The organism is Streptomyces sp. NPDC026515 (assembly GCF_055567595.1).
In genome coordinates, this window is sequence record NZ_JBVHQD010000020.1 from 53,089 (window position 1) to 77,952 (window position 24,864).

22 protein-coding genes and 2 pseudogenes are annotated in these 24,864 nt (G+C 70.4%); 13 read left to right on the top strand and 11 right to left on the bottom strand.

Annotated features, from left to right (window positions below; genetic code table 11):
- The first annotated feature begins 22 nt into the window (after window positions 1–22).
- Window positions 23–616, top strand: coding sequence for a YdeI/OmpD-associated family protein (locus ACZ4O3_RS33980; protein WP_362722385.1), 594 nt, complete (start codon window positions 23–25; stop codon window positions 614–616).
- 210 nt (window positions 617–826) lie between these two features.
- Window positions 827–2,485, top strand: coding sequence for a hypothetical protein (locus tag ACZ4O3_RS33985; protein WP_467725954.1), 1,659 nt, complete (start codon window positions 827–829; stop codon window positions 2,483–2,485).
- 424 nt (window positions 2,486–2,909) lie between these two features.
- On the opposite strand, the gene ACZ4O3_RS33990 is transcribed toward ACZ4O3_RS33985, so the two are convergent.
- Entirely contained in the window at window positions 2,910–3,452 is a 543-nt protein-coding gene (locus ACZ4O3_RS33990; RefSeq protein ID WP_467725956.1) for a hypothetical protein, read from the bottom strand.
- Window positions 3,453–3,681: 229 nt separating this feature from the next.
- Window positions 3,682–3,849 (bottom strand): hypothetical protein, encoded by a 168-nt coding sequence (locus ACZ4O3_RS33995; protein WP_467725957.1) that lies wholly within the window; start codon window positions 3,847–3,849, stop codon window positions 3,682–3,684.
- Between ACZ4O3_RS33995 and ACZ4O3_RS34000 the strand changes: the two genes are divergently transcribed.
- Entirely contained in the window at window positions 3,848–4,045 is a 198-nt protein-coding gene (locus tag ACZ4O3_RS34000; RefSeq protein WP_467725959.1) for a hypothetical protein, read from the top strand. The two genes, ACZ4O3_RS33995 and ACZ4O3_RS34000, sit on opposite strands and share 2 nt — an antisense overlap.
- Window positions 4,046–4,186: 141 nt before the next feature.
- On the opposite strand, the gene ACZ4O3_RS34005 is transcribed toward ACZ4O3_RS34000, so the two are convergent.
- From ACZ4O3_RS34005 to ACZ4O3_RS34015, 3 genes and pseudogenes are all read right to left on the bottom strand, one after another.
- Window positions 4,187–5,272, bottom strand: a complete 1,086-nt coding sequence (locus ACZ4O3_RS34005; protein WP_467725960.1) for a CU044_5270 family protein — start codon at window positions 5,270–5,272, stop codon at window positions 4,187–4,189.
- Window positions 5,269–5,907 carry an RNA polymerase sigma factor gene (locus ACZ4O3_RS34010; RefSeq protein ID WP_467725962.1) on the bottom strand — a complete coding sequence of 213 codons (639 nt, stop codon included), beginning with the start codon at window positions 5,905–5,907 and terminating at the stop codon, window positions 5,269–5,271. The genes ACZ4O3_RS34005 and ACZ4O3_RS34010 overlap by 4 nt, the downstream gene beginning before the upstream one ends.
- A gap of 814 nt (window positions 5,908–6,721) precedes the next feature.
- A pseudogene (locus ACZ4O3_RS34015) lies at window positions 6,722–6,927 on the bottom strand (dihydrofolate reductase); the annotation flags it as partial.
- Window positions 6,928–7,299: 372 nt separating this feature from the next.
- On the opposite strand from ACZ4O3_RS34015, the gene ACZ4O3_RS34020 reads away from it, so the two are divergent.
- Window positions 7,300–7,773, top strand: a complete 474-nt coding sequence (locus ACZ4O3_RS34020; protein ID WP_362731328.1) for a VOC family protein — start codon at window positions 7,300–7,302, stop codon at window positions 7,771–7,773.
- A 461-nt stretch (window positions 7,774–8,234) separates the two neighbouring features.
- On the opposite strand, the gene ACZ4O3_RS34025 is transcribed toward ACZ4O3_RS34020, so the two are convergent.
- Window positions 8,235–8,861: a L,D-transpeptidase family protein gene (locus ACZ4O3_RS34025; protein ID WP_467725964.1), complete on the bottom strand. Its 627-nt coding sequence runs from the start codon at window positions 8,859–8,861 to the stop codon at window positions 8,235–8,237.
- A gap of 289 nt (window positions 8,862–9,150) precedes the next feature.
- Between ACZ4O3_RS34025 and ACZ4O3_RS34030 the strand changes: the two genes are divergently transcribed.
- From ACZ4O3_RS34030 to ACZ4O3_RS34040, 3 genes and pseudogenes are all read left to right on the top strand, one after another.
- A complete protein-coding gene (locus ACZ4O3_RS34030) occupies window positions 9,151–9,882 on the top strand; it encodes a peptidoglycan-binding protein (RefSeq protein ID WP_467725966.1) in 732 nt (243 codons plus the stop codon).
- 56 nt (window positions 9,883–9,938) lie between these two features.
- Window positions 9,939–10,034: pseudogene (locus tag ACZ4O3_RS34035) on the top strand (helix-turn-helix domain-containing protein); the annotation flags it as partial.
- Between the two features lie 39 nt (window positions 10,035–10,073).
- Window positions 10,074–10,727 (top strand): DUF2690 domain-containing protein, encoded by a 654-nt coding sequence (locus ACZ4O3_RS34040; protein ID WP_467726107.1) that lies wholly within the window; start codon window positions 10,074–10,076, stop codon window positions 10,725–10,727.
- Window positions 10,728–11,319: 592 nt separating this feature from the next.
- On the opposite strand, the gene ACZ4O3_RS34045 is transcribed toward ACZ4O3_RS34040, so the two are convergent.
- Window positions 11,320–11,673: a nuclear transport factor 2 family protein gene (locus ACZ4O3_RS34045; protein WP_467725968.1), complete on the bottom strand. Its 354-nt coding sequence runs from the start codon at window positions 11,671–11,673 to the stop codon at window positions 11,320–11,322.
- 71 nt (window positions 11,674–11,744) lie between these two features.
- Complete coding sequence (locus tag ACZ4O3_RS34050) at window positions 11,745–12,491, bottom strand: SDR family NAD(P)-dependent oxidoreductase (RefSeq protein WP_467725969.1); 747 nt, start codon at window positions 12,489–12,491, stop codon at window positions 11,745–11,747.
- A 202-nt stretch (window positions 12,492–12,693) separates the two neighbouring features.
- Between ACZ4O3_RS34050 and ACZ4O3_RS34055 the strand changes: the two genes are divergently transcribed.
- The 6 genes from ACZ4O3_RS34055 to ACZ4O3_RS34080 all read left to right on the top strand — a co-directional run bounded on the left by ACZ4O3_RS34055 (window position 12,694) and on the right by ACZ4O3_RS34080 (window position 18,160).
- Window positions 12,694–13,311, top strand: a complete 618-nt coding sequence (locus ACZ4O3_RS34055; RefSeq protein WP_467725971.1) for a TetR/AcrR family transcriptional regulator — start codon at window positions 12,694–12,696, stop codon at window positions 13,309–13,311.
- Window positions 13,308–14,246, top strand: coding sequence for a M48 family metalloprotease (locus tag ACZ4O3_RS34060; RefSeq protein WP_467725973.1), 939 nt, complete (start codon window positions 13,308–13,310; stop codon window positions 14,244–14,246). The genes ACZ4O3_RS34055 and ACZ4O3_RS34060 overlap by 4 nt, the downstream gene beginning before the upstream one ends.
- 135 nt (window positions 14,247–14,381) lie before the next feature.
- Complete coding sequence (locus ACZ4O3_RS34065) at window positions 14,382–15,329, top strand: ABC transporter ATP-binding protein (protein WP_467725975.1); 948 nt, start codon at window positions 14,382–14,384, stop codon at window positions 15,327–15,329.
- The gene (locus tag ACZ4O3_RS34070) at window positions 15,326–16,165 is read left to right on the top strand and encodes an ABC transporter permease (protein WP_467725977.1); all 840 of its coding nucleotides are present in this window, start codon (window positions 15,326–15,328) and stop codon (window positions 16,163–16,165) included. The genes ACZ4O3_RS34065 and ACZ4O3_RS34070 overlap by 4 nt, the downstream gene beginning before the upstream one ends.
- Window positions 16,166–16,229: 64 nt before the next feature.
- Entirely contained in the window at window positions 16,230–17,495 is a 1,266-nt protein-coding gene (locus tag ACZ4O3_RS34075; protein WP_467726109.1) for a sensor histidine kinase, read from the top strand.
- Complete coding sequence (locus ACZ4O3_RS34080; protein WP_467725978.1) at window positions 17,492–18,160, top strand: response regulator; 669 nt, start codon at window positions 17,492–17,494, stop codon at window positions 18,158–18,160. Before ACZ4O3_RS34075 ends, ACZ4O3_RS34080 begins: the two co-directional genes overlap by 4 nt.
- Before the next feature lie 649 nt (window positions 18,161–18,809).
- Here the strand turns inward: ACZ4O3_RS34080 and ACZ4O3_RS34085 are convergent.
- The 3 genes from ACZ4O3_RS34085 to ACZ4O3_RS34095 all read right to left on the bottom strand — a co-directional run bounded on the left by ACZ4O3_RS34085 (window position 18,810) and on the right by ACZ4O3_RS34095 (window position 24,347).
- Window positions 18,810–19,541 (bottom strand): MgtC/SapB family protein, encoded by a 732-nt coding sequence (locus ACZ4O3_RS34085; protein WP_467725980.1) that lies wholly within the window; start codon window positions 19,539–19,541, stop codon window positions 18,810–18,812.
- Between the two features lie 361 nt (window positions 19,542–19,902).
- Window positions 19,903–20,061 carry a hypothetical protein gene (locus ACZ4O3_RS34090; RefSeq protein ID WP_467725982.1) on the bottom strand — a complete coding sequence of 53 codons (159 nt, stop codon included), beginning with the start codon at window positions 20,059–20,061 and terminating at the stop codon, window positions 19,903–19,905.
- Between the two features lie 224 nt (window positions 20,062–20,285).
- Window positions 20,286–24,347, bottom strand: coding sequence for a carboxypeptidase regulatory-like domain-containing protein (locus ACZ4O3_RS34095; RefSeq protein WP_467726111.1), 4,062 nt, complete (start codon window positions 24,345–24,347; stop codon window positions 20,286–20,288).
- Window positions 24,348–24,864 lie beyond the last annotated feature (517 nt).

The window sequence follows — 24,864 nt, forward strand, 5'->3', positions numbered from 1 at the left end:
ATACGTCGTGGCGATCGGCCGGGTGTGGTTCGCTGCTGGGGTGACTCAGGACTTGGACACCGTCGCATTCGAATCCGCCGAGGCATTCCAGGCATGGCTCGGCGAGAACCACGCCGTCTCGTCCGGTATCTGGCTCAAGCTGCGCAAGAAGAGCCCCGGAGTCGTCGCGCTGGACTACGCCCAGGCGCTCGACGTGGCGCTCTGCCACGGCTGGATCGACGGCCAGAAGGCCAAGTTCGACGACCAGTGGTGGCTCCAGCGGTTCACCCCGCGCAAGCCGCGCAGCAAGTGGTCCAAGGTCAACCGGGACAAGGTGGCCGCCCTGATCGAGCAGGGCCGGATGCTTCCCCCGGGACAGGCCGAGGTCGACCGCGCCAAGGCGGACGGCCGCTGGGAGGCGGCCTACGACAGTGCGAGGACCGCCACGGTGCCGGACGACCTCGCGGCGGCCCTGACCGCCGACCCGGCCGCGGCGGAGTTCTTCGAGACGCTGAACGGGCAGAACCGCTACGCGATCCTGTACCGGATCCAGGACGCCAAGAAGCCCGAGACCCGCGCGCGCCGGATAGAGAAGTTCGTGGCGATGCTGGCCAAGGGCGAGAAGCCCTACCCGTAGGCGTGGAGAGGGATCGCGTTCGTGTGGTGCCCTGAACCGTTTCGCGACCCCAGGATCCGTGCCGGAACCCCGAAGTAGCCGACACAGACGCTGTGATGGGCCTGTGATGTGCATGGGGGCAACGAAAGATGTCTGCCGGATGTCGGACAGGTGAGTGCTCGGTGAAGAGCAACTCCCGCGGGCTGTACCGGATGTGACAAGGAGGCGTTGATGAGACGTCCCGTCCGCAGATACATCTTCCGTTCGATGCCAGGGCTTGTGGCGGCCGTCGTCCTGGCTGCTGGCTCCGGTGCCGCCGCCCCCGCGCTGGCCGCCGCCGGCGACCCGCCTCCGATTCCGGTGAGGATCACCGGGGAGTCCCGGGTGGATCTGTCGTTGCAGGGTGACAACGGCGATCCGGCCGAGCCGCAGATCATGCTGCGGCTCGCGGCCCCCGGCGACGATGAACCCGGAGAGGACGGTGAGGTGCCCGTCGTCCACCAGGGCGACTTCAAGGTCATGATCGATGTGGGGGGACTGGCCCAGGTCGCGGAGGCCAAGCTTCCCTGCGACCAAAGCCCGGCGGGCGCCACCTGTGACGGCGATCAGATCCGTGCGGGGGAGAAGGCCAACGTGCTCGGCGGTATCCGCCTCGACATCGGCCCGAACGGATCACCGCGGCGACTGGGTGAGATCACGGTCACGGGTGAGGGCGAGGGCGTCGAGTTCGCGCCACTGCGCATCGAGGTGGTGGTGAGCGACTCGAGGATCATCAGCCGCCAGCTGTCTCCGCCCGAGGCCGGCGTGGGGCACACATGGAATGCGCCACTGGGTCTGCGCAACGCCGGCCGTGCGCCGGCCGACGGTGTCGTGCTGCGCTTCCGCGGCACACGCGGGCTGAGCTTCGTCGACCGGCACGGCAACTGCGCCTACCGGCACACCACGGACGGCCCCCTGCAGGATCAGGGCACCGACGCGATCTGTGCCTTCCCGGACGTCGTCGAGGCGGGCACGGCGTACGCGGTGGCCGAGCCGCTGAAGGTGAAGACCCTCCCCTTCGCCTTGAACGACCGCTTCACCTACAGCTTCGCCCCGGCCGACGCCGAGAAGGCGAAGGCTCTGATGGCGGCCGACGGCTACACACCGGGCACCGGCGCACCGCTGACGCTGGAGAAACTCACCGACACTCCGGGCACCTACTCGGGCCAGGCTTCGGCCTGGCTGCCCTCCGACAACTCCTACGACATCCTGATCACCGGCGACACCGCACGCGGCGCCGCCGGCGAGACGGTGACCGTGGACGTCGGCTTCCGCAACCTCGGCCCTGCCTGGGTGCGGGGGCTCGAACCGCCGGACGACGATCCCATGCTCACCTACGTCACGATCCCGCCGGGTGCGACGGCGACGAAGATCCCCGAGGACTGTTGGGCCGACTCCCACACCGAGGGCCTCTACGGCTGCTGGTCGCACACGCCGGTGCTGGAGGACGCGAATCTGACCTTCCCGTTCGAGTTGCGCATCGACAAGGTCGTGAACGACGCCAAGGGCGAGATCCAGATGCAGTCCTTCGACTACCCGGACGAGCCCAACCAGGACAACAACCGGGCATGGATCGTGCTGAACCCCACCGATGACGGCGGGAGCACGCAGGGGTCCTCGGGTGGTTCTTCCGCCAGCCCGAGCCCGAGTGCCTCGTCCGGCACCGATACGGCCGGCTCCTCCGGCACGGCGGGTGGCGGCGCCGGCTCGTCGTCCACCGGCGGCTCCTCCGGCGGCGGACTCGCCTCCACCGGCGGAGGCGGCGCGCTGATCGCCGCGGGCGGCGCGACCCTGGCCCTGGGGCTGGGCGCGGTGATCGTCGTGGTCGTCCGCCGCCGGTCCGCGGGGTGACGGCTCAGCGATCCGCCCGTCGAGGTGCGGCCGGGAGCGTACCCCGGCCGCACCGTCACCGGATCATGAGACGCGCAGGGGAGTCCACGACGTGCTTGTGGAGCGTTGGTACGGAAGGCGCATGTACCTGCGAACCGGCTGTCACGACCTGGACCCCTGGTCGCCGCCGAACGCGCCGGTGCGTCGCCTTGAGGGCCACGACACCGGTGTCGGCCGCCGGTCCGCGCACCGAGATGGACAAGTCGCTGCCAAGTGCGAGCGGCGACATCCGGCGGCGATCGCGGCGGACTCCCCGCCGCTCGAGCCGCCGGACGAGCGGTTGACGTCCCGTAGGAGTCCGTCGACGGCGAGGCGGAGGCAAGGGGGCGACCTGACCGGGGCACACCGATGCGGAGCGGTCGTGAGAGTTTGGCGGTGCTGGTCTTCACGTCAGTTCGACAGGCACTGGGGCGCCAAGATGACGCAGGAGCGTTCCGACCTTGCGGTCCAGTTCGCGTCCCACTTCGCTGATCTCGGATCGACCGAGCGCGGCGACCGTGTCACTGGGCCGGTCGATGGCGAAGACCGTCTCCCCTGAGGGGGACTCGTGGATCGTGGTACGCAGGGGAGCGTAGAGAAGGGCTCCTGCATCGTGCCGGTACATGCGCTCGGCGATGGTGTGATTGCCCATCAGGTACTCGGTGCAGCGCGCGTGGTCGCCGGCCAGGCCGAACAACGGTTGTGCGTCGAACTTCCAGTAGATCATGAAGCCCAGTGGGCCGTTGTCTTCCGCGAGGTCGACCACGGCGCTCCACGGCGCCCGAAGAGCGATCAGGTCAAAGGTGCGTTGGTGGTCGAGTGGTGGAACGGCCTGCTCGTAGCGTCCTCGGAACTGCTCGTAATCCTCTTCGACGGCGATCTCGAGTCGTGTGACAGACCGGGTGGGCGCGCGGGTCGCGGTAGGCGTCGCGGAGACGTTGTGGATCATGACGTGCTCCTCCGGCTGCCGTAGAAACCAGCGTAGACCTGCGGGCAGAGTGACGCTGTGCAAGCCGGCAGCCCGGCCGGTCCCCGCGGGACGGCTCGCTCGCCCGCAGGTCCGGCCCACGCGCTCGCACACCCGAATCGGTCCGTGACGGCGGCTTCCGGCCCCGTATGATCCGTTGCACTCGACAGTTCGACTTGGTCAACACCGTGGTACCCCGACGGTGAATCGTTCACGTCGGTTTGATCGCCGTCGTCGCGCTGTTCTTCTCCTCTCTTTCGGTCAGAACCCGGAACGACCGGGGCAGGGGCCATTCCATCCTGTCGACGCCCCGCTCGATTGCCGGCCCGGTGAGCTCAACGCGTGAGTTGATGCCGAGTTTGACGAAGAGGTGCTTCATGTGGGTGCTGACGGTGTGTACGGACATGGAGCCGGTCGGTGACGGCGCGGTCGGTGAGGCCCTCGACGACGAGTGGAACGGCCTTCCGCTCGGACCCGGTCAGGTCCTGCCGGCCCCGCGGGTCACTGGTGTCAGTGCGGACGCCGAGCCGCCGCAGGCGTCCCCTGACGCGTTACTTGTCGTGCGCTGCGTCTGAGGCCGACGTGAAGCGGGTCGCCTCCTCGGGGCAGGGGATCGCCACCGCCCCGCCCGTCCTGGCCGGCAGCTCGGCGAGGTCCTCGCGGGCAGCGGCCAGTGGCGGGCGGGACTGGCGCCGTTCGGCGGGGCGGTCGCGTTGTCACGTACGGGTGCCCTGCGCGCCCGGTCGCTGCTTCTGGGCGTCCACGACGGCCCGTTCCAGCACGGCGGTGCGCGTGGTGACCGTGCCGGGCCTGATGCCGTTGGTGTCCTTGATCTGGACAGCGCGGCTGCCGAGATAGGTGTAGGTCGTGGGGTCGAAGACCCATTCGGTGCGGTCGCCGCTGTCCCGGTCGACATGGGCCAGGGCGATGCCCTCGCGTCCCGCGGCGTCCTGGGCATGCTCCAGCACCACAACTCCGGGGATCTTGGCCGCGGCACGGTAGAGCGCGGCGGTGAGATTCGCCGGTGCGAGCTGCTCTTCGAGGAGGTCTCCGACGGTGGTGAATGCCTGCTGGTCCGGGGAGTTCCCCTGGCCCCTGGTCTCCTTGTAGATCTTCGTCAGCAGGGCGTCCGGGTCGGTGGGCAGGGTCTTGAGGTAGTCGTAGGAGGGGGCGTTCAGGCTCCTCGTGACGTCGCTGTCGAGGGTGACTCCGCCCTTGGGCTTGTAGCCGGGTTCGTCCAGCCAGCCGTGCCGGCCGTCGGGGGAGTTCCAGACCTCGCGGATGTGCAGGGGCTCGACCTGTGCCTTGGACGCCTCCGTGTCGGTGTGGGAGACGGAGAGGTAGGAGACCTGGCTCTTTATGTAGATGTACTGGCCCGGGCCGGGTTCGGGCGTCGCGCGGTCCGCCGCCGCGGCGGCGATGCGCTCGACGGTGGAGGCGAGCCGAGTGGTGCTGCCGGGCTCGATGCGGACGACCGGGGCGTCGACCGGGGGCGGGGTGGCCGCGGCCGGGTCGCTGCCCCCGGAACCGGTCAGCGCGGTGAAGACGAGTGCGCCGGCCAGGGCGGCCGCGGTGACCGGGACACCGATCAGCAGGACACGGCGTGCCGGGCGGTGAGGCGGCGCGGAGGCGGCGGGTGCGGGGGCGGGGGCAGGCACGGTGGACTGGATCTCGTTCATCAAGTGGTCCTCGAGAAGCAGGTGTCGGTCGGGCGGCAGGTGCGGGTCTGCGGGTGCCGGCAGCAAACGGGCCAGCTCCGCTTGGTCCAGCGGCTCCCCGAGCCGTGACTTCTTGCGGATCATGTGGACCTCTCCTTGTCCGACTCGCCTGACCGGGCCGCTGAGGTGTGGCCGTCCTGTACTTGTCCGTCGTGCGGGGGCGGTTCCCTGCGTTTTCTCAGTTCTTCGTCGGCCAGCTTTCTCAGCCGTGTGCGGGCGCGGGACAGCCGCGAGCGCACGGTGCCGACCGGGACGCCGAGCGCTGCCGCCGCCTCCGTGTAGCCGAGCCCGGACCACACGCAGAGCGTGAAGACCTCGCGCTCGCTGCGGTTCAGCTTCTTCAGCGCCCGTTGGGCGGCGGCGAGTTCGTCTGCATCGGCTATGCGGCCGACCAGTTCGTCGGCGAAGTCCGGGACCGTTTTCCTGGCCGGCATGCGCTGCAGGGCCCGCTGATGGCGGCGCGCGGCGCGGGTGGTGTTGCGCAGGACGTTCACGGCGATGCCCATCAGCCAGGGGCGCGGGCCGTCGCCCTCGTCCCGCAGCCTGGTGCGCAGCCGCCACGCCTCCAAGAAGGTCAGCGAGACGATCTCCTCGGCGACGGACCAGTCTCCGGTCACGCGCACCGCGTGCCGGTGGACCAGTCGAGCGTGGTCACGGAAGAGCTCGCGGAACGCCTCGGAGTCGCCTGCCCGTATCCGGGTGTGCAATGAGTAGTCCACGTACGGTCTTGTCCGAGCAGCAGAGCGGGTTCCCGTGGCGTGCGTCACAGGTCAGGAGACGTAGGGCCGCGCAACGAGGAGCCCTGTGAGCGGTAGCCCGCCTGCTGTGTCGAACCGGCCCGCACTCATCGACGATCACGGTCGGCTCTGACAGGAAGGCGTCCCGGTCGGGGCTGAGGCAACGAGAAGCCGACCGGTGCCGCGTTCCTGCGGGCAACAGCCTCCCCGCCCCGGGACTGTTTCGTCCAGGACGTCTTGATCAAGTGCACCGTGATGTCCACTGCACCTACCCCTCGCCGAGAGCTTACGGTCAGCATTCACTTGACGTCACTCAGGTTCCGACGCACCTGCCCCTCGGCGGGCGGCCTGCTGGGACCGGGACGGTGGCCGTAGGGCGAGGGGGCTGTCCACGTGGTGCCGGAGCGGTACGCGGATTGTTTCCGTCCGGAGTGATCATGCTGTCCGGCGGCGGATTGCGGGAGAGGGTGTGGCGGGCTTGACGTCGACAGTGTGTCTGTCACCGGCGGCGATGTCAGCGCCGGCGTGCAACAGGTTGGTGGCGGGGGATGCGGGCGGACCGGGCGAGGGTGCCCGTGTCGTCGGTCAACGGCGCGCCCGACAGCGCGGGCGGAGCACCCGGTTGACCTGAATCAGCGTGTCCGGATCCTCCAGCACGGTGCTGCGCGCGGACCGAACAGAAGGATCGCTTGCCGGACCCGGACCCGGACCCGGACCCGGACCCGGACCCGGACCCGGACCCGGACCCGGACCCGGACCCGGACCCGGACCCGGACCCGGACCCGGACCCGGGCCCGACGGGCACGACGTCCACGCGCACCTCGTCGATCAGGCCCACGGCAAGCGCCGCCAACCGCCGTCACCGGGGGCGGCCTCGACCATGCGGTCACCCGCAAGTTCCCGCGCCCTGGCCACGGCCGCCTCGACGCCGTCGACGAAGGGAAACGGCGCCTCGGGATCCCAGCTCTGGGGCATCGGCCGGTGCGACAGGACGATCACGTGGACCGCCTTGCCCACGTCCTCCGGGTGTCGCGGAGCGAGGCCTTGCGTCCCCTCACTTAGGAGTATATGCTCCTAATTCCAGGATGGGTCTCGCAGGGGCCGTTCTCTGCTCTTCCCGCGAGAGCCGGAGGAGCGCCGCCGGGACCGTCGACGGGTTCGTCGCGGCACGCAGAGGCTTCTATCTGGGCCGATGTGACCCGAGGGTGACCCGTACGAGGTCACGAGTGTGCAGAGGAAAGACATCTGCCGTCAGCGCACGGCTCCCGCCGCGCCGCTCGTTCTCCGCTCGTCGAGCGCCGAGCTGCGCCCGGACCTTCCCCTCCGTTTCCCGCACTACGCGCGGAGAACGGCCAGTGAAAGTGAGCAAATGAAATGAACATGAAACTAGAGCTTTTCGTCCTGCCGGTCTCGGACGTGGACCGCTCAAGGGCCTTCTATGAGAAGGCCGGATTCCGGCTCGACCTCGCCACGAACGTCACCGACGGCTACAGCGTGGCCCACCTCACGCCGCCTGGGTCCGAGTCGTCGATCATCTTCGGAAAGGGTCTCACCACGGCCCCGCCCGGTTCGGCTCAGGGACTGTACCTCGTTGTCGAGGACATACATGAAGCCCGCGCGGACCTGGCCGGCCGTGGAATAGAGGTGAGCGAGGTGTTCCACGACGGCAAGGGCATCTTCTTCCACGGACACGACGCCGGAGATGTCGTCCACACCGGTCCGGGCCAGGAGCGGATCACCGGACCGCACCCCGAGCGGGCCAGCTACGGCTCCTACGCCACTTTCCGTGACCCGGACGGGAACGGCTGGGTGCTTCAGGAGATTACCCAGAGGTTCCCCGGCCGCTGACCGGCCCCGCTCCCCACACGCAGAAGGACGGCACCTCACATCCGGCCGGACGACGCCTGTGAAGCGGTTGGCACGGTGGTAGGCGGAGCTCGACGGGATCACGATCCCGACTCGGTGACCACCGCATGAACGGGGGCAGCCGCCGCTGATCGCCGGCCTCGGCGCGGTGCCGGTGACTCGGGGTCCTTCCGCGGTCACCGGCATCCTTCCGATCGGTGGTACACGGGATCGTGCGTATGTCCGGAGCGCCGGCGTGCCTGTCTGGCGGTTCGCCGGCACCGCACGGGGTGCCGGGCCCCACCGCGGGCGGGGGTTCGCGCGGAAACGGTCTCGCCTGCCTGCACGCCAACGCCGTAGGGCGTCGTCAGGTCACGCACCAGGACCGCGGTCACTGTGGGGGCCGGCGGGTGCGGTGTGCCGCGCCGACGACTTGATGACGTTGCCGGGATGGTGGTGGCGGTTCAGCGCACGTAGAGCTTGTGAGGGTTCGGGTAGCTGGCCTGGACGTTCCGCAGGGCGCGGATGTCGGAGGGCTTGAGCTTGATGCAGCCGTTCGACTTGTAGTCGCCGGCCCCGTCCCACCGGTACGGCTCGGAGGAGCCGGCATGTCCGTTGGGGAGCATCTCGCTGTGGACGAACAGGTCCGTGCGCCAGTGGCCGCTGTGGCACTTGTGGTCTCCGAGGTACCAGGAGATGCCGTTGACGCCGTGGGGTCCCCCGTTGTGATGCGTGTAGAAGGCCTTGACGGTGAAGGTGCCGTTCGGCAGCCATCCCGCGTTGCTCGCGCAGGTGTTCTTGCTGCCGTTGCCCGAGCCGGCCCGCCAGCTGCCCACGGTGTGGATGTGGGGGTGGTCCGAGTTCGAGCCCTGGACGTAGACGAAGTACAGGCGCGAGTTCTGCGGGTTGGATCCCTTCTTGAACTCCAGGTAGCTGTAGTTCCCGCTGGCGGCCTGGACCGCAGTGCCCGCGGTCTGCCGGGTCGTGGGACGCATCGGCGGCTGCGCCTGCGCGGAGGGCATTGTCATGAGGCTCCCGCCCAGTGCGGCGGCTGCTGCGCCGATCAGAAGGCGGCTGGTGCGTGTGGTCATGGAATCTCCGAACTTGGATGTCGGGCGGACCCGAACGCGGTCGATGGATGCCGTTGGGGTCGTGCTCTGATCGTGTCCGGAGGGACGGGACGGGAACAGGGCATGGTGGCTTGACGGGCAATCACGGGACGACAGGCCGGTGACCTGCTGTTCCGTTGTCCACGGCGGAGCATTCCTGGGACGCGGGCCGCCGGCGAACGGCCGAAAACGGCTGACGAAGGCGCGTGCTGGAGCGGTGACCGTGCGCCATGGTGGGAAGGAGAGCCATCGCTTTGACGGGGGGACAGACGTGGGACAGTGGAGGCCGTTAGCCGAAGATCTTGAACCATCGCTGCGCAGCTTGGTTGTTCGTCTGCGGGAGCTCAAGGATCAGATGGGCGTCAGTACCACGACGCTGGCCGCCAAGACCGCGTACAGCAGGTCGTCCTGGGAGCGGTATCTGAACGGCAGGACTCTGCCGCCGCGCCAGGCGGTCGAAGCCATGAGCCGGGCGTCGGGCTGCGACGCGGTGCACCTGTTCGCCTTGTGGGAGTTGGCCGAGCACGCACGCTCGGGTGGACCCCGCCATCCTGCGGACGACGCTGGACAGCAGGATGACCGGCGGGCTCCGCGCCGCCGACGGGTGGCGATGTTCACGGTCGGCGTCGTCGGGGCGCTGGCCGTGGCGGGCGCGGCGATCTGGGGGACGCTGGGCATCCACCCGCCCTCCCGGCAGTCTGACAGGAACGACCGGGTGAGTGCCGCCGTCAAGCCCTCTGGCCTGGCTTGTCACTACACCCGGAGAAACGGGCGCCTGCTCGCGGGCCACAGCGACTCCGAGCCGCTTGTCTTACTGAACTCTGGGGGTGAGCCCGTGGTCGAGGTGCAATGCCTCCTGAAATACCACAAGCATTCTCCGGGCCGGATCGACGGCCTCTTCGGCGTGCACACGGAAAGCGCCGTCAAAGACTTCCAGCGTGCCGAGGGTGCCGCCGTCGACGGGAAAGTAGGGCCGCAGACTTGGGCCCTGCTGCGGACGTGAGCGGTTCCGCGTGGCGGCCGCTCCCGTCGTCCCTCAGCCCACAGGCCGCCTACCTGGTGGGAGTCCTGCGCGAGCTGAAAGATCGCTCGGGACTGAGTCTGACCGATCTGGCAGCCCGAACGCCTTTCAGCAGATCCTCCTGGGGCCGATATCTGGGTGGTGCCACGCTACCTCCGCGGGAAGCGGTTGACATGCTGGGGCAGTTCGCCGGAGAACCGCTCGGCAGATTGGTGGCGTTGTGGGAACAGGCCGAGGCGAGCGCACGGGATGCCGGATCGGCCAACTGCGCAGTGCCATCGAAGGAGAGCGCCGGGCGGGCCACGGAGACCTGCTCTTCCGGTGCTTCTGCTGCCCGGCCGGCCGCTACCGGCTGGATCCGGCTGACGGTGATCGTGACGGTGATGGTGATCGCCGCTGCCTGGACCGGCGTTGTCGTCTTTCGGGTGCTGGACACCACGCCGCGTGCGGGGACGGGCACAAACAGACAGGTCCCCCTGACCGTCGGATGCCGGGGCGTCCGCTGCGAAGGCCTGGAGGCGTCCGCCATGGCATGCGACGTCGACGCGGCGTCGTACGCCGACAAGCAAATCGGCCTGAGCCATGTCGAACTGAGAACGAGCCGCAACTGCGCGAGCGCATGGGGGAGGGTCTCCTACTCCTCCGTTGGCGACAGGGTGACAGTGGAGGACCGTGCAGGCCGTGCGGAGACAGCGACCGTCATCAACCGCGGGTCGACTGATCGCTACGTGGCAACGCACATGCTGGCGATGTCGTCCGGCCCTCTGCGTGCCTGCTGGGAACCTGTCGAGGGCGGCCGACAATGCACTCCGTGGGCCCGGCCGTGACCGACGGGTGCTTGGCGACAGGGATACACGGATCCTGCGACTGACGGCGCCGACGGCTCCCCGGTCGCAGGGCTCGGCTTTGGCGGCACGTTCGTCGGTCCGGCCGTCATCGGCGATGGACCCACCCCACCACGCTGGACCACGCCTTCGCCGTCCTCACCGGATTCCTCGCCGACCACACGGGCGCCATGGCGCGGGCCGCCCGGCTGGACGGATACGGCCTCGCGTTCCTCGCCGGCGCTGCCACCGGCCTCCGCGTCGCAAGCCGGCGCACCGGCAGCGCGACCTCGCCTTCCGCGACATCACCTGCGGAATGGTCACCGCCGCCTGCTTCCACCCCCCGATCACCGTCTCCCGTGAGCACGTCCTGCGCCGCGCCGCCCAGGCCGTAGCAGCGGCCGGCCACGGGAACCGGAGAGGCCGGCGGCCGAAGTGGTCGACCTGAAGGCCGTCTTGCAGAAGTCCGTCCGGTGGGGTGTTCGAGCTGTTGTGCTGCCGATTCCCCCGCTTTTGGCGGTTCACCCTCTGCCGGGTGGTTGGCGTGGTCGGTGGTCCCCGACGGCGGCCGGTGTCCGGCAGAGGGCGATTCCGTTCAGGCGGTGAACATGGTGAGCAGGGTGGCGATCCTGCCGTCGCGGACGGTGATGATGTCGATGCCGCGTACGGCGGGTTCGTTTTCGGGGCCGAACGCCCAGGCGAGGGCGCCACCGTGCGGTCCGGCGTAGCGGCGGCCGTCCTCCGCGAAGCCGAAGTCCGAGGGGACCTTGTCGAGCAGGGCGCGGGCCTTGTCCTCGAGCGCGTTCCAGCCTGTGCTGACGCCTTCCGGGTCGGTGAACACGACGTCTTCGGTGTAGGTCCGTTCGATGGCGGCGCGGCGGGAGTGGGGGTCGCGGTTGCCGAAGACCTCGTGCAGGTTGGCGGCGAGCAGGTCACTCACGGTGTTCATGGCGTTCTCCTTGAGGGGTGGTGCCGGGTCGGTGGTGGACGGAGGCTGGGTCGCTGGGCCGGCGGCCCCGGTCAGATCTGGCTGGCGCCGCCGTCCACGTAGATCTCGGCGCCGGTCATGTAGCTGCTGGCGTCGGACGCGAGGAACAGTACGGTTTCGGCGATCTCCTCGGGGCGCCCGAGCCGGTTCATCGGCACCCCTTCGGCGAGGCCCTTGAGGAGTTGCTCGGCGGATTCGGGATCGCCGGCCAGACCGGTGAGGCCCGGGGTGTGGATCGGGCCGGGGGCGATGCTGTTGAGTCGGATGCCACGGGTGACGAGTTCGGCCGCCCAGCTGCGGGTGAGTGAGCGCAGGGCGGCCTTGCTGGCGGCGTAGACGCCGAACGAGGCGGCCCCCTTGGTGTCGATGTTGGAACTGGTCAGGATGACCGAGGACCCTGTCCTGAGGAGCGGCAGCGCCTTCTGCACGGTGAACAGGGTGCCGCCGACATTGGTGTTGAACGTCTCGGCGTAGTGGTCCCAGGTGACGTCGGGCAGCGCCGCGAACGCTCCGCCGCCGGCGTTGGCGAACAGGATGTCCAGGCCGCCGCGCTCCGCGACGACGGCGAACAGGCGGTCGAGGTCTTCGAGGTCTGCGACGTCGGCACGGACTGCCGTGGCTCGGTCGCCGATCGAGGCCACCGCCTCGTCCAGGGCCTCCTGACGCCGCCCGGTGAGGAACACGTGCGCGCCTGCCGCGGCGAGCCGCCGGGCGGCTGCCAGGCCGATGCCCGAGGTGGCCCCGGTGACGAGGGCGGTCCTGCCGTCGAGCTGTTCCATGGTCGTTTCTCCTTGTGCGGGGTTGCTTGTCACTGGATCGGGTGAACGGTCCGGCCCGGGGCGGTCACTGAACTGCTCGCACGGCGACCACTCTATTTCCGTACCGTTCGATACCGAATAACCGGGACGGCCCGCGACCTATTCCGTACCGGCCGGTTAAGATTCACGGGACGGCTACGGACCGACGGCGGACGGGGTTGCGATGGCTGAGCGGGGCAGGCCCCGGGGCTTCGACGCCGACGCGGCGCTGGACCGCGCGGTGGAGGTGTTCTGGCGCCAGGGATACGAGGGTGCGTCGCTGAGCGACCTCACCGAGGCCATGGGCATCAACCGGACCAGCATGTACGCGGCCTACGGCAACAAGGAGGAGCTGTTCCGCCGCGCGGTGGCCCGCTACGCCGAGGCGGACATGGCCTATGCCCGCGACGCGCTCACCCGGCCCACCGCGTACGCCGTCATCGAGGCCTTTCTGCGGGCCAACGCGGACGCACTCACCCGCGCCGACCGCCCGCCCGGATGCCTGTCCGTGCAGGGCGGCCTCGCCGAAGGCGGTGACAACGGCCATATCGCCGCGTTCCTCGCCGAGAGCCGTCTCGCGGGCGAGCGGGCGCTGGCCGACCGGCTCACCCGCGCCGTCACGGAAGGCGACCTGCCCGCGGGTACCGATCCGCTCGCACTGGCCCGCTACGTCATGGTCGTCAGCGAGGGCAACGCCGTCCATGCGACCGCGGGCGCGGGGCGTGCGGCACTCCACGCCACCGTCGACATCGCGCTGCGCGCCGTCCCCGGCCACGGCGGCGCAGAGGCCGGGCCCGTGTGACGGGTATCGCCCAGCGGTGCGTCGCACCATCGCGGGAGTGGTCGCCGACCGCCGGCCGCCGCCGGACCCTGCGGGCGTTCACCGGGTTCGCGCGGATCCCCGAGGTCGCGGAGGAAGGCCACCGGTCCGTGGCCGCGCTCCGTAGCAAGGACCCGGTCTCGCTGCCCGTCGTGGCCGTCAGCGCCCTGGCCCCGGCGGTGGGGCGGGCATTGCTGGGCGTGGCCGCCGCACGACAGGTCCGCCAGGTCGTGGGGGCACGGCGGGAGCGCCGACGGATGCCCGGAGACACGGAACCGGCCGTGGTCGACGTCGAGGCCCCGCAGGCGTTCGCACTTCCCGGCGCCCCGGGACGGATCGTGGTGTCCCGGGGATGCCGCGCTGCCTCGGCGACCGGGAACGGGAGGCGCTGCTGGCGCACGAACGGGCCCGTCTCCGGTGCCGCCACCACCTCTTCCGGGACCATGTGGCGCCTCACGGCCGCCGCCGACCCGCTGCTGCGGCCGCTCGCCGAGGCGGGCGCCTTCGTCGTGGGGCGCTGGGCCGACGAGGAGGTCGCCGCCCGTGTCGGCAGCCGCGCGGTCGTCGCCCGCGCCGTCGGACGGGCGGCACTCGCCACCGCCGGCGCGGCACGTCCAGCCGCCCTGGCCGCGGCCGGCGGAGCCGTGCCCCGGCGAGTACGGGCTCTGCCGGCTCCGCCTCCTTCGCGCCGCGCCCTGCCCTTTGTCGCGGGCGCCCTCCTGCCGGCCCTGTGCCGCGGAGGCCTCGCCAACGCCGCCTCCGACAGTGAGAGCCTGGTCGACGGCGCGGAACGGGCCCAGTGCGCTGGGGATGCCCGAGCGCCGTATGCGGCAGGGACCGGGCACTGCCGGCAGCGGACCGACGACGCCTGCTGCGACCACCTGGGAGCCGACGGACACGCAAGGCACCGCAGGTAGCCGCGTAGTACCGCGGTACTACGCGGCGGGCACGGTTGAGGCTCGTGGTACCACGGGATCGGCTGACAAGGCTCCTAACGTGGCAGGTGAGGCGTCGGAAGCGACGGACGCCCGGGCCCCACAGGGAGAGCGCGGATGATCGAGGCACAGCGGCTGACCAAGAGGTACGGCGAGAAGACGGCCGTCGACGGGCTGGACTTCGCCGTCAAGCCGGGCACGGTGACCGGCTTTCTGGGGCCCAACGGCGCGGGGAAGTCCACGACCATGCGCATGATAGTCGGGCTCGACGCCCCCACCAGCGGCTCGGTGACGGTCAACGGGCAGCACTACGCCCGCCACCGGGCGCCGCTGCAGGAGGTGGGGGCGCTGCTGGAGGCGAAGTCGGTCCACCCGGGCCGCTCCGCCTACAACCACCTGCTGGCACTCGCGCTGACCCACGGCATACCCCGCCGCCGAGTCGACGAGGTGATCGAACTGGCCGGCCTCGGCAGCGTCGCGAAGAAGCGGGCCGGCGCGTTCTCCCTCGGCATGGGGCAGCGGCTCGGTATCGCGGCGGCACTGCTGGGCGATCCGCAGACAGTGATGCTGGACGAGCCTGTCAACGGGCTCGACCCGGAGGGCGTGCTCTGGATCCGCAACCTGCTGAAGGCGCTCGCCGACGAGGGCCGGACCGTCTTCGTGTCGTCGCACCTGATGAGCGAGATGGCCCTGGTCGCCGACCATCTGATCATCGTGGGGCGCGGGCAGCTGCTGGCCGACACCACCGTGGCGGAGCTCGTCCGGGAGGCGGGCGGCGACACCGTGCGGGTGGCGACCCAGGAGCCGGCCCGGCTGCGGGAGGTGCTGGCGGGTCCCGGCGTCGACATCACGGGCCGGGCCGGCTCCGAGGAGCTCCAGGTGACCGGGCTCGGTGCCCGGGAGATCGGCCTGAAGGCGGCCGAGCAGGGGATCGCGCTGTTCGAACTGACGGCGCGGACGGTGTCGTTGGAGGAGGCATTCATGAACCTGACCAGGGACGCCGTGGAATACCACGGCTCGACGGCCGGCATCGAGACCCGCGTGGCCGAGGGGAGTGCGGCATGAGCACCCTCACCGCGCCCGCCGAGGCGGCACCGGCCGCCCCGGCCCGCCCCGCCTACCGGGTCACCGGACGGCGCGTGCTCGCCTCGGAGTGGGCCAAACTGTGGTCGCTCCGCTCGACCTGGATCACCCTGGGTCTCGGCCTGCTCTTCCTCGTCGCCTTCGGCCTGATCGCCGCGAACCACTACAAGTCCGGTATCGGCTCCGGACGTCAGGACCGTGACTTCGCCACCGCGACGGCCGTGAGCCTGTCCCTCTTCGGCACCAACTTCGCCCAGCTCGCCCTCGGCGTGCTCGGGGTACTGGTCACGGCGGGTGAGTACTCCACCGGAATGATCCGCTCCACACTCACGGCCGTGCCGCGCCGGCTGCCCGTGCTGTGGTCCAAGGCGACGGTGTTCGGCCTGGTCGCGCTGGCGGTGGGCACGCTGGGCGTGTTCGTCGCCTTCCTCTTCGGCAGCCAGATCGTGTCGGGCACACCCGCGGCCATGGGCCTCTCGCACGCGGGCGTCGTCAGGAGCCTGCTGGGCGCCGGGCTCTACCTGGGCCTGGTCGGCGTCATCGGCACCGCCCTCGGCGCGCTGCTGCGGTCGGTGGCCGGCGGCATCTCGGTACTGGTCGCCGGCCTCATGCTGGTCCCGGGACTGATCTCCCTGCTGCCCAGCACCTGGCAGGACGACATCAGCCCCTACCTGCCGTCCAACGCGGGGGAGTCGATGTTCGCCCTCACGCACGACTCCACGACGCTGCCGCCGGCCGCCGGGCTGCTGGTCTTCCTCGGCTGGACGGTGCTCGCGCTGGCGGGGGCGGCGTACCGGCTGGTGCGCCACGACGTCTGACGGCCTGCACCATGGGCGGGTGACCACCTTGACGACGACCACCCCCGCCGAGGACATCGGCGCGATGGGACCGCTGGCCGCCCGGCTCGCCCGGGCCGGCCAGCGGCTGCGGCAGGCCGACCGCGCCCACCCGTGGGTGCTGGACACCGCAGTGGCGGCGCTGGTCTTCCTCATGTTCTGTCTGCCGGACCTGCTGCACCACGGCCGCTCCGTGGACACCGACGGCGACGGCCCGCACCGGTTCCACTTCGCGTTCACCCAGCTCCCCCTGGCTGCCATGCTGGCCCTGCAGGCCGGTCTGGTGCTGCCGCTGCTGTGGCGCCGTCGCCGGCCCATGGCGGCCTTCGTCGCCGTCGCCGTGGTGTTCGTCCTGCAGTGGTCGCTGGGTGCCGCGCTGCGCGCGGACGTCGCCCTGTTCATCGCCCTGTACAGCCTCGCCCTGCACGGGCAGCTGCGCCGGCTGCCCTGGGCGTGCGCGGTCATGGCGGCGGGGATGGTGCTGGTCGCGGTGCGCATCTCGCCGGCCGTGTCGGTCTGGGACGCCCTGTTCTTCCTGCTGAGCACGGCCACCGCGGCCGTGGCCGTCGGCCTGACGGTACGGGCACGGCGGGCGCAGCTCGCGGGACTGCGGGAGCGGGCGGCGCGGCTGGAGACCGAACGCGACCAGCGCATCCGACTCGCGACCGCCACGGAACGTGCCAGGGTGGCCCGTGAGATGCACGACATCGTCGGCCACAACCTGGCCGTCATCATCACCCTCGCCGACGCCGGCTCCTACGCCACGGACACGGCTCCCCAACGCGGCAAGGAGGCCCTCCGGCTCATCGGCGACACCGGCCGGACGGCCCTCGGTGAACTGCGCCGCGTCCTCGGCGTCCTGCGCGAGGCGTCCGACGGCACCCGGCAGGCCCCCGAACTCAGTCCCCAGCCGGGCCTCGCGGACGTCGAGACGCTGTGCGACGGCGTACGCACCGCCGGACTGGAGATCGTCTACCGGACCGTCGGCGAGGTGGACACCCTGGACCGGGGCATGCAGCTGACCGTGTACCGCATCGTCCAGGAGGCCCTGACGAACACGTTGAAGCACGCCGGCGCCGGCACCCGGGTGACCCTGTCGGTCGTCGCCGGGGACGGCCGGCTCGTCATCCGGATCAGGGACAACGGCCCGGCCGGACACCGGGGACCGGGGAACGAGGAAGGACACGGACTGGTGGGCATGCGCGAACGGGCGGCACTGTACGGAGGGACCGTGAGCGCCGGTCCCGCGGCCGACGGGGGATGGGCCGTGGAGGCCGTCCTCGACCTGACACCCCAGGGAGGCGCCCGGTGACCACGGTGCTCATCGTCGACGACCAGCAGTTGCAGCGCTACGGCTTTCGGGTCCTGCTCGACTCCATCCCCGAGACGGAGGTGGTCGGCGAGGCCGCGAACGGTGCCGAGGCCGTCCGCAGGACCGCCGAACTCCGTCCCGACGTCGTCCTGATGGACGTACGCATGCCCGGTATGGACGGTATCGAGGCGACCCGCCTGATCGCCGAGGCCGGCGGGCGTTCCCGTGTCCTCGTACTGACCACCTTCGACGTCGACGAGTACGTGCATGCCGCCCTACGGGCCGGAGCCAGCGGATTCCTCCTCAAGGACGCGCGCCCCGAGGAACTCCTCGCCGGGATCCGCGCGGTCGCCGGGGGCGACGCGGTGATCGCGCCGGCCCTCACCCGGCGCATCCTGGACGAGTACGCCCGGCACGTACCGGCGAGAAGGGGGGACCCGGGCGAGGACCCGCAGGTGGCCTCCCTGACCGAACGCGAGCGGGAGATCCTCGTCGCCATCGGCAAGGGCTGGACCAACGGCGAGATCGCCGCCCGCTTCGTGGTGACCGAGTCCACCGTGAAGACGCACGTCGGCCGTGTCCTGGCCAAGATCGGCGCCCGCGACCGAATCCAGGCGGTGATCTTCGCCTATGACCGGGGTCTCGCCCGTCCCGGGGGCGGCTGAACCGAACGCGAAGCCGTCCCGTCGTCTTCTCACCCGCCCCTCGACCTGCACGCCGTTGGGTGGGATGTCCTCCAGCGAGCTGTAGGAGGAGTCGATTGCGTGGCGTGCGACGACAGGAGGTGCGAGATGACCGGCGGCTCGAACGCCACGACGACTGGTGTCCTTCGCACCGGCCTTCCGCGGCGGGCCCTCAAACCTCGGTGCCCCATGAACCCTGGCTCGGGGCGGTCGCGGCCGCCTTCACGCTCGCCCAGTTCGTCCTCGTACAGCCGGATCTCTTCCTCGGCCGGGACGAGACCGTCTACGTCAGCCAAGTCAGCGGTCACGTCCCCGCCGCCTGCTTCGGCGCCCCCCCGCGCCCGTGGCGTCTCGGTCCTCGCCGCCCCGATCGCATCCTGGTCGCGCGCGTCTGGCGAGGCCACCTCGGGCCCGGCGTCCTGGCCCGGGCCGGCGCGCTGTTCGCCGCGTTGCCGGTGACGCCGTTCTACGGCCCGCGCGTGCACGCACGGGACCGGGCGGCCAGTCGTCCAGGCCGTGCCGGGCCTGCAGCTCACTCCGTCAGCCTGAGGCCGGTGCCGCCGGAGGCAAGGACAAGTTCAGTTCCCTGTGCGCCGCGGCGCGGTGGTGGCGGCCCTGGGGGCCAGGAGGTCTACTCGGCACCGTCGGAGGCGCTGAGTGCGAGTTCGATCACGCCGTCGTTCTGGAACAGCGCCGAGGTCAGCAGATCGGTGTCGGCGCTTCCCTCCAGTTCGAGCAGGACGTGGGCGGCTGGATCCGCCCGCCCGGGCAGCCGCTTGACCTTGAGCTGGAGGATGCTGAACCCGCGCTGGGTGCACGTCTCCATCAGCCGGGGCAGCAGGGCGGTCCCGGTGCGATAGGTCATGTTCAGTTCCACGACCGATGGTGTCGGGCCGGGTACCACCTTGCTGAGGAGGAGGGGGTAGCCGCGGACGACGAGGAAGTGCAGAGCGGTGACGGCGAGGGCGAGGACAGGCAGGCCGCCGCCGCAGGCCATGCCGACCGCGCAGGTGAGCCAGATGGTGGCGGCCGTGGTCAGGCCGCGTACGGCGTCACGGCGTACGAAGATGATGCCGCCGCCTATGAAGCCGATCCCCGAGACGACCTGGGCCGCGACTCGTGACGGGTCGAAAGATACGTTGTCCAGACCCAGCACGTTGGAGAAACCGTGCTGGGAGACCTCCATCATCAACGCGCTGGCGATCCCGACCAGGGTGTGCGTACGCAGGCCCGCGCTCTTTTGCTGAGCCGCCCTTTCCCAGCCGATCAGACTCGACAGCACCAGGGCGAGACCCAACTCGGCCAGCTGCCGCAGACCCTGTCCGTTGTTCACATCCCATAGGGGAACCGCAAGTGTGGCCATAACCGCCTCCCGTCCGGTACTGCGTCTACCCCGCCGACAAGCCACTGCTCCTGTGAGTCATCCGACAGTCAGATGTCACGGACAGTAAGGTGACCGTAGCCCCGGCGTGCAAGGCCGCAGAGTGGGGAGCAGACGCGCGCAGGAGGGAGCACGGGAGGCGCACACCGCTGGACGTGCACCACGAGAACCGGGCTGGGCGGGCGACGGCCTGGTGGTTTCGGCGAAAGCGGCGGTTTCAGCCCTCTGCCGGGCCACCGGCGCGCTGCTCGGACTCTCGCCACGCTACGAACCTTCCCGGCGGGTACGGGGAGCAGCGCCCCGGCCCATCAGCGGCGCCGGCCCCGAAGACGATGACATGTCGTCACGGTTGACCGAAGGTGCGCATGGCCAGTTCCGTGCGCAGCCGGGTCAGCCGGTCGATTTCGGCGTCGAGGGCAGCGAGCCCGCGCGCGATCACCCCGGAGCCGGGTCGGAGGTCTCCGCCGATCTGGCGGCCGTGCGCCCCGCGGCGCTCGAGCACCGTCTGTCACGGGCCGGCATGGGCCGCCCTGGCAGCCGCCCGCCGATGCGGCGGGTGTGCACGGCGTGGTGTCACGGGCATGTCCGCGCAGACACGTCGTCGCGGGCACGTCCGCTCGGGCACGGGTGGGCCGGCCCGCTGGGGCCGGCCCACCCTTCCACGCCCAGGTCATGCCGGCAGTGAGGCGATGGTGCGGGTCCGCGCACTGCCGACGTCATTTCAGGCTACCTGCGCTTCAGGGTGAAGTTGCTGGTGACCGTCGCTCCCTTCTGGATCTTGACCGTCGCCACGGTCGGCTGGTAGCCGTCCTTGGCGACGATCACGGTCAGCGGGTTGTTGCGGGTGTCGAGCCAGAGGGCGTACCTGCCGTCGGCGGTGGTGGTCAGGGTGTACGTCGAGGCCCAGCTGTCGATCTGCACGGTCGCTCCGGCCAGTGGCGCGGTGCCGCCGGACGCCGTGGCACCGAGGACGGTCCCGGTGATCTTGCCCCAGGTCTTGGGCGGGTTGACGTGCAGGCTGACCGGTACACGCGGCACGGAGTACGGCGTGTCGGTGCCCACGGTGAGCGCGGCGGTGAAGTCACCGGGCTGGGTCACCTCGGGAACCGAGGCGTCCAGGGAGACGGTGACGGTCGCCTTCGCGCCGGGCTGCAGGGTGAGCTGCTGGGTGCTCTCGCTCAGCCAGGTGATGTCGCCCGATCCGGTCTGGTCGTAGCCGGGCAGCAGTTCGGCCTTCGACGTCGGTGTGCTGGGCGCGGTGCCACCACCGATCTTGTAGAAGCCGGGAGCGCCGCCGCCGCGGTACGTGGGAACGGCGGGGTTGGGCAGTGCGCTCCAGGTACCGGCCTTCGGGTCGAAGGCCTGGCTGCGGTTGGTGAGGGCGTTGTTGCCGACGCCGCCGGCCAGCAGCAGCTGCCCGTTGGCCGCGGTGTAGGCCGAACCCCACTGCGCGGCGGGCATGTCCGCGAGCTGGGACCAGCTGTCGGCGTCCGGGTCGTAGACGTAGGTGTGGGTCACGTCGCTGTTGCCGGAACCCAGACCGCCCGCGCAGTAGAGCAGGTCGTCGACGGCGCCGCAGGCCTGCCACGAGATCGTCTCGGGGTAGGAGGCGATCGCGGACCACGAGTCGGACTTCGGGTCGTAGACACTGGCGTCCGTGGTGCCGCAGGAGTCGGCCCCACAACCGCCGATCATGTAGAGCTTGCCGTTCAGGACGGCGCTGCCCGAGCCCGCGTACGGGTTGGGCGCCGACGCCCCCGTGGTCCAGCTGTCCGAACTCGGGTCGTAGATCTCCAGTTTGGCGTCCGGGCTGCCGCTCGCGCCCCAGCCGCCGGCGGCGTAGAACTTGCCGTCGATGAAGCCGTGCGCGGGGGCCTCACGGGTGTCGGACGCGCTCGCCAGCTTCGTCCAGCTGCCGGCGACCGGATCCAGGACGTACATGTCCTTGCTGTCGGCCGTCCCCGTGAACCCGTAGGCCGAGTACACCTTGCCGTCGTCCGTGCCGACGGCGTTGTCCATGATGGCGCCCGGGAAGTCGGGGGCCGCCTGCCAGGGGCCGTCGGCCGGCACGGCAGCCGGCTTGGCCGAATCGCTCTTGGCGTGGGCCTTGCTGGACAGCGGGGTGAAGTCCCCCTTGACGGTCCGCAGCGCGGCGCCCTTGCCCTGCTGGGTGAAGGCACCGGCCTGTTCGCCCAGGTCGACCGTGGCGGGCGCACCGCCGGTGTTCTTCACCGTCAGGTTCTGCGTCTTGGACCCGCCCCAGGCGACGGTGGCGGCGACGGACGCGGGGGTGACGGTGATGTTCCCGGCCTTGAGGGTGAAGTCGGCCTCCACGGCGCTGTCGGCGCCGACCTTCACCGTCTTCGACAGGGAGGAGTACTTGGACTTGGCGGCGGTGAAGGCGTGGCTGCCGAAGGTGGTCGAGAAGAGGGAGTAGTAGCCGTCGGAGAGGTTCGGGTCGTCAGGGGTGGCGACCGATGTGGCCTTCTCGGCCGGCTTGTCCTGGCTGGTGACGGTGGCGCCGACCACGCCCGTGTCGGTGTTCGCGTCGCTCACGGTGCCGACGACGAGGGCACCGGGGGTGGGTGTGACCGTGCGGTCGCCGATGAAGACGTCGTCCACGGACCACCACCACCCGAAGTGCGAGGTGAAGTGGAAGCGCAGCTGTACCGCCGGCTTGCCCGCGAAGTCGGTGAGCGGGACCGTGACGTGCTGGCCGGGGAAGATGGACGAGCCCGCGGACCAGACCTTGGTCCAGGTCTTTCCGCCGTCCTCGGTCGCCTCGACGTCGGCGGTCTGGTTGTTGAACTGCTGGTACTGGGTGTTGAAGGCCAGTTCCGGGTTGTCCTTGCCGGAGAAGTCGTAGACCGGGGTCACCAGGGAGGTGTCCTGGGTGGCCGCGCCGCCGAAGTGGTCGCTGTCGGCGATGGCGAACGACCCGTCACCGCCGGTGCCGTTGCCGCGGTTGGAGGGGTCGTCGAACTGCCAGCCGCCCTCCGTGCCGTCCGCGTTGACCACGCTCCAGCCGCTCGGCGGGGCGTCGGTGGCGTCGAAGGGTTCGGTGTCGCCCTTGTCCTGGACCTGGTACCCGGGTGTGCTGGTGGCCCAGGAGTCGACCGGGACCGAGAAGCCCACGGTCTGGTCGGAGCCGCCGACGTCGACCTTCTTGGTGACGGCCCGGTAGCCGGTGGATGCCGTGGCGACATGCAGTGTGTAGGTGTGTCCCTGGGGCAGGTCGAGGCTGTAGGAGCCGGTGACCGGGTCGGTCCACACCGAGCCGGGCACACCGTCCGCGGTGATCTTGGCGTAGAGCGGCCACCCGTGGCCCGAGCCGTCGACGACCTTGCCGGCGACGGTCCGGCTGGGCACCGGTGCGAGGGAGAAGCTCTTCGTGAGGGCCGCGCCGTCGTCGACAACGATGTCGTCCGCCGAACCGTCGGCGTAGCCGAAGGCCTCGACGCTGATGTCGTAGGTGCCGGTCGGCACCGTGAGGGAGTACGCGCCGGAGGAGTCGGTGTGGGCCACGTTGGTGCCCGCACTGACGGTGGCCGCGGCGACCGGCTTGCCGGTGGCGCTGTCGGTCACGGTTCCGGAGATCACTCCGTGCGGACCGCTGCGGAACGCGGAGAGGCCGGCCGGGGTGCCCAGGCCGGTCGGACCGTCGTAGCCGCCGGTCCCGTTGCACAGGTACGAGGGGGAGCAACTGCCGTTGCTGCCGGTGGTGATGTCGTTGATCCCGGCGCTCGCCCCGTACGGGTAGGAGTTCGGGTAGGTGCCGGGGACGGGGGTCCCGGCGTCGGCGTACACCGACGCGATGATGGGCGACGAGACACTCGTGCCGCCGTACACGGCCCAGCCGCCGTTGCCGTAGGTCTGGTAGACCGCCACGTCCTCCGCGACGGCGGAGACGTCGGCGAGAGCCCGGTGGTCGCAGCCGGTGTCGTGCTGGAAGGCGGGTTTCGGCTCGTACAGGGAGCACCCGGAGCCGGCGAGGTTCCAGGCCGACTCGGTCCAGCCGCGCGGCGTGGAGGGCGCCCGGGTCAGCGTGGTGCCGCCGACCGCGGTCACGTACTGGGAGGCCGCCGGGTAGCCGACACCGTAGGCGTAGTCGCCGGTGGACGCGGTGATCGCGACACCCGGGTGGTTGTAGTGCGCGTCCAGCGTGGTGGTCTCGGAGGGGTCCTCGCCGTTGCCGCCACGGTAGTCGGTGCCGTACGAGTTGGAGACGAACTTCGCGCCGAGCGCGACCGCTTGGTCGACGGCCGCGGACAGGCTCTCGAAGCTGTTGTCGTCGGCTTCGACGAGCAGGATGTGGGCGTTGGGCGCGATCGCGGAGACCATGTCGAGGTCGAGCGATATCTCACCGGCCCAGCCCGGGTCCGGGGTGGGGTAGTGGGTGCCGCCGCGCTGGTCGACCTTCTGGAAGCAGCCGTTGTCCGTGGTGCAGGCGGGCAGTCCGTACTGCGCGCGGTAGACGGCCAGGTCCGCCTCGGCGGTCGGGTCGTCGAAGGCGTCGACGATCGCGACGGTCTGCCCGCCGCCACCGTCCGCACCGAGGTTGTACGCGCTCTGCAGGTCCGCGGCGCCGTAGCCCTGAGGGGTGTCGGCTGCCCGCATCACGCCCTTGACCGACTTCACGTCGGAGCGGCGCAGGGCGAAGCAGGAGAAGTGACTGCGCTCGGCGACGGCACAAGTCGGCTCGAAGAGCGGTCGGGTGTCCTTCGCGGAGGTGGACGTGGGCGCGGCGCTCGAAGCTGATGCGGGGGCCTGCAGACCGAGCAGCGCCATCGTGGCGGCGCCGAGGACGGCCAGACCGGTGGAGAGGGTTCGACGGAGAGGGGATCTGGATCTCGCTGTGGTGCCTGTGGTGCGCAACGTGTGACTCCCATGCGTGGTTGCCGGGGTCGACCCGTACACGGCTCTCGGGCGACGGTGAATGGGTTGGCATTCACCGGGGGCCAATTAGCGGGATCGGTAATTCGACTGTCAATCATGCGTGTTGAGTGATCGTTGTGACTTACTGTCAGTTCTGACGGTCTGTCAGAGGCGATATTGCTCGCAATTCATGGACGTTTCACAGGGAATGCACGGTTCCGTGCGTCCGCTGACCGGACGTGCGGCGCGCGCCCCGAGGTGGCGTTCACCGGTATATGTCAAAGGCGTGAATACGACACGGCGTCAAACCGCCAGCTGCCCGCGTTGACCAGCTGAGGTGAATGGTTGGACCTTTATGCAGGTCACCACGTCTGCTCCACATAAAGTCCCCGCGCTGAACGACGCCGGGTCCTCGCCCCCCTTAGAGCTC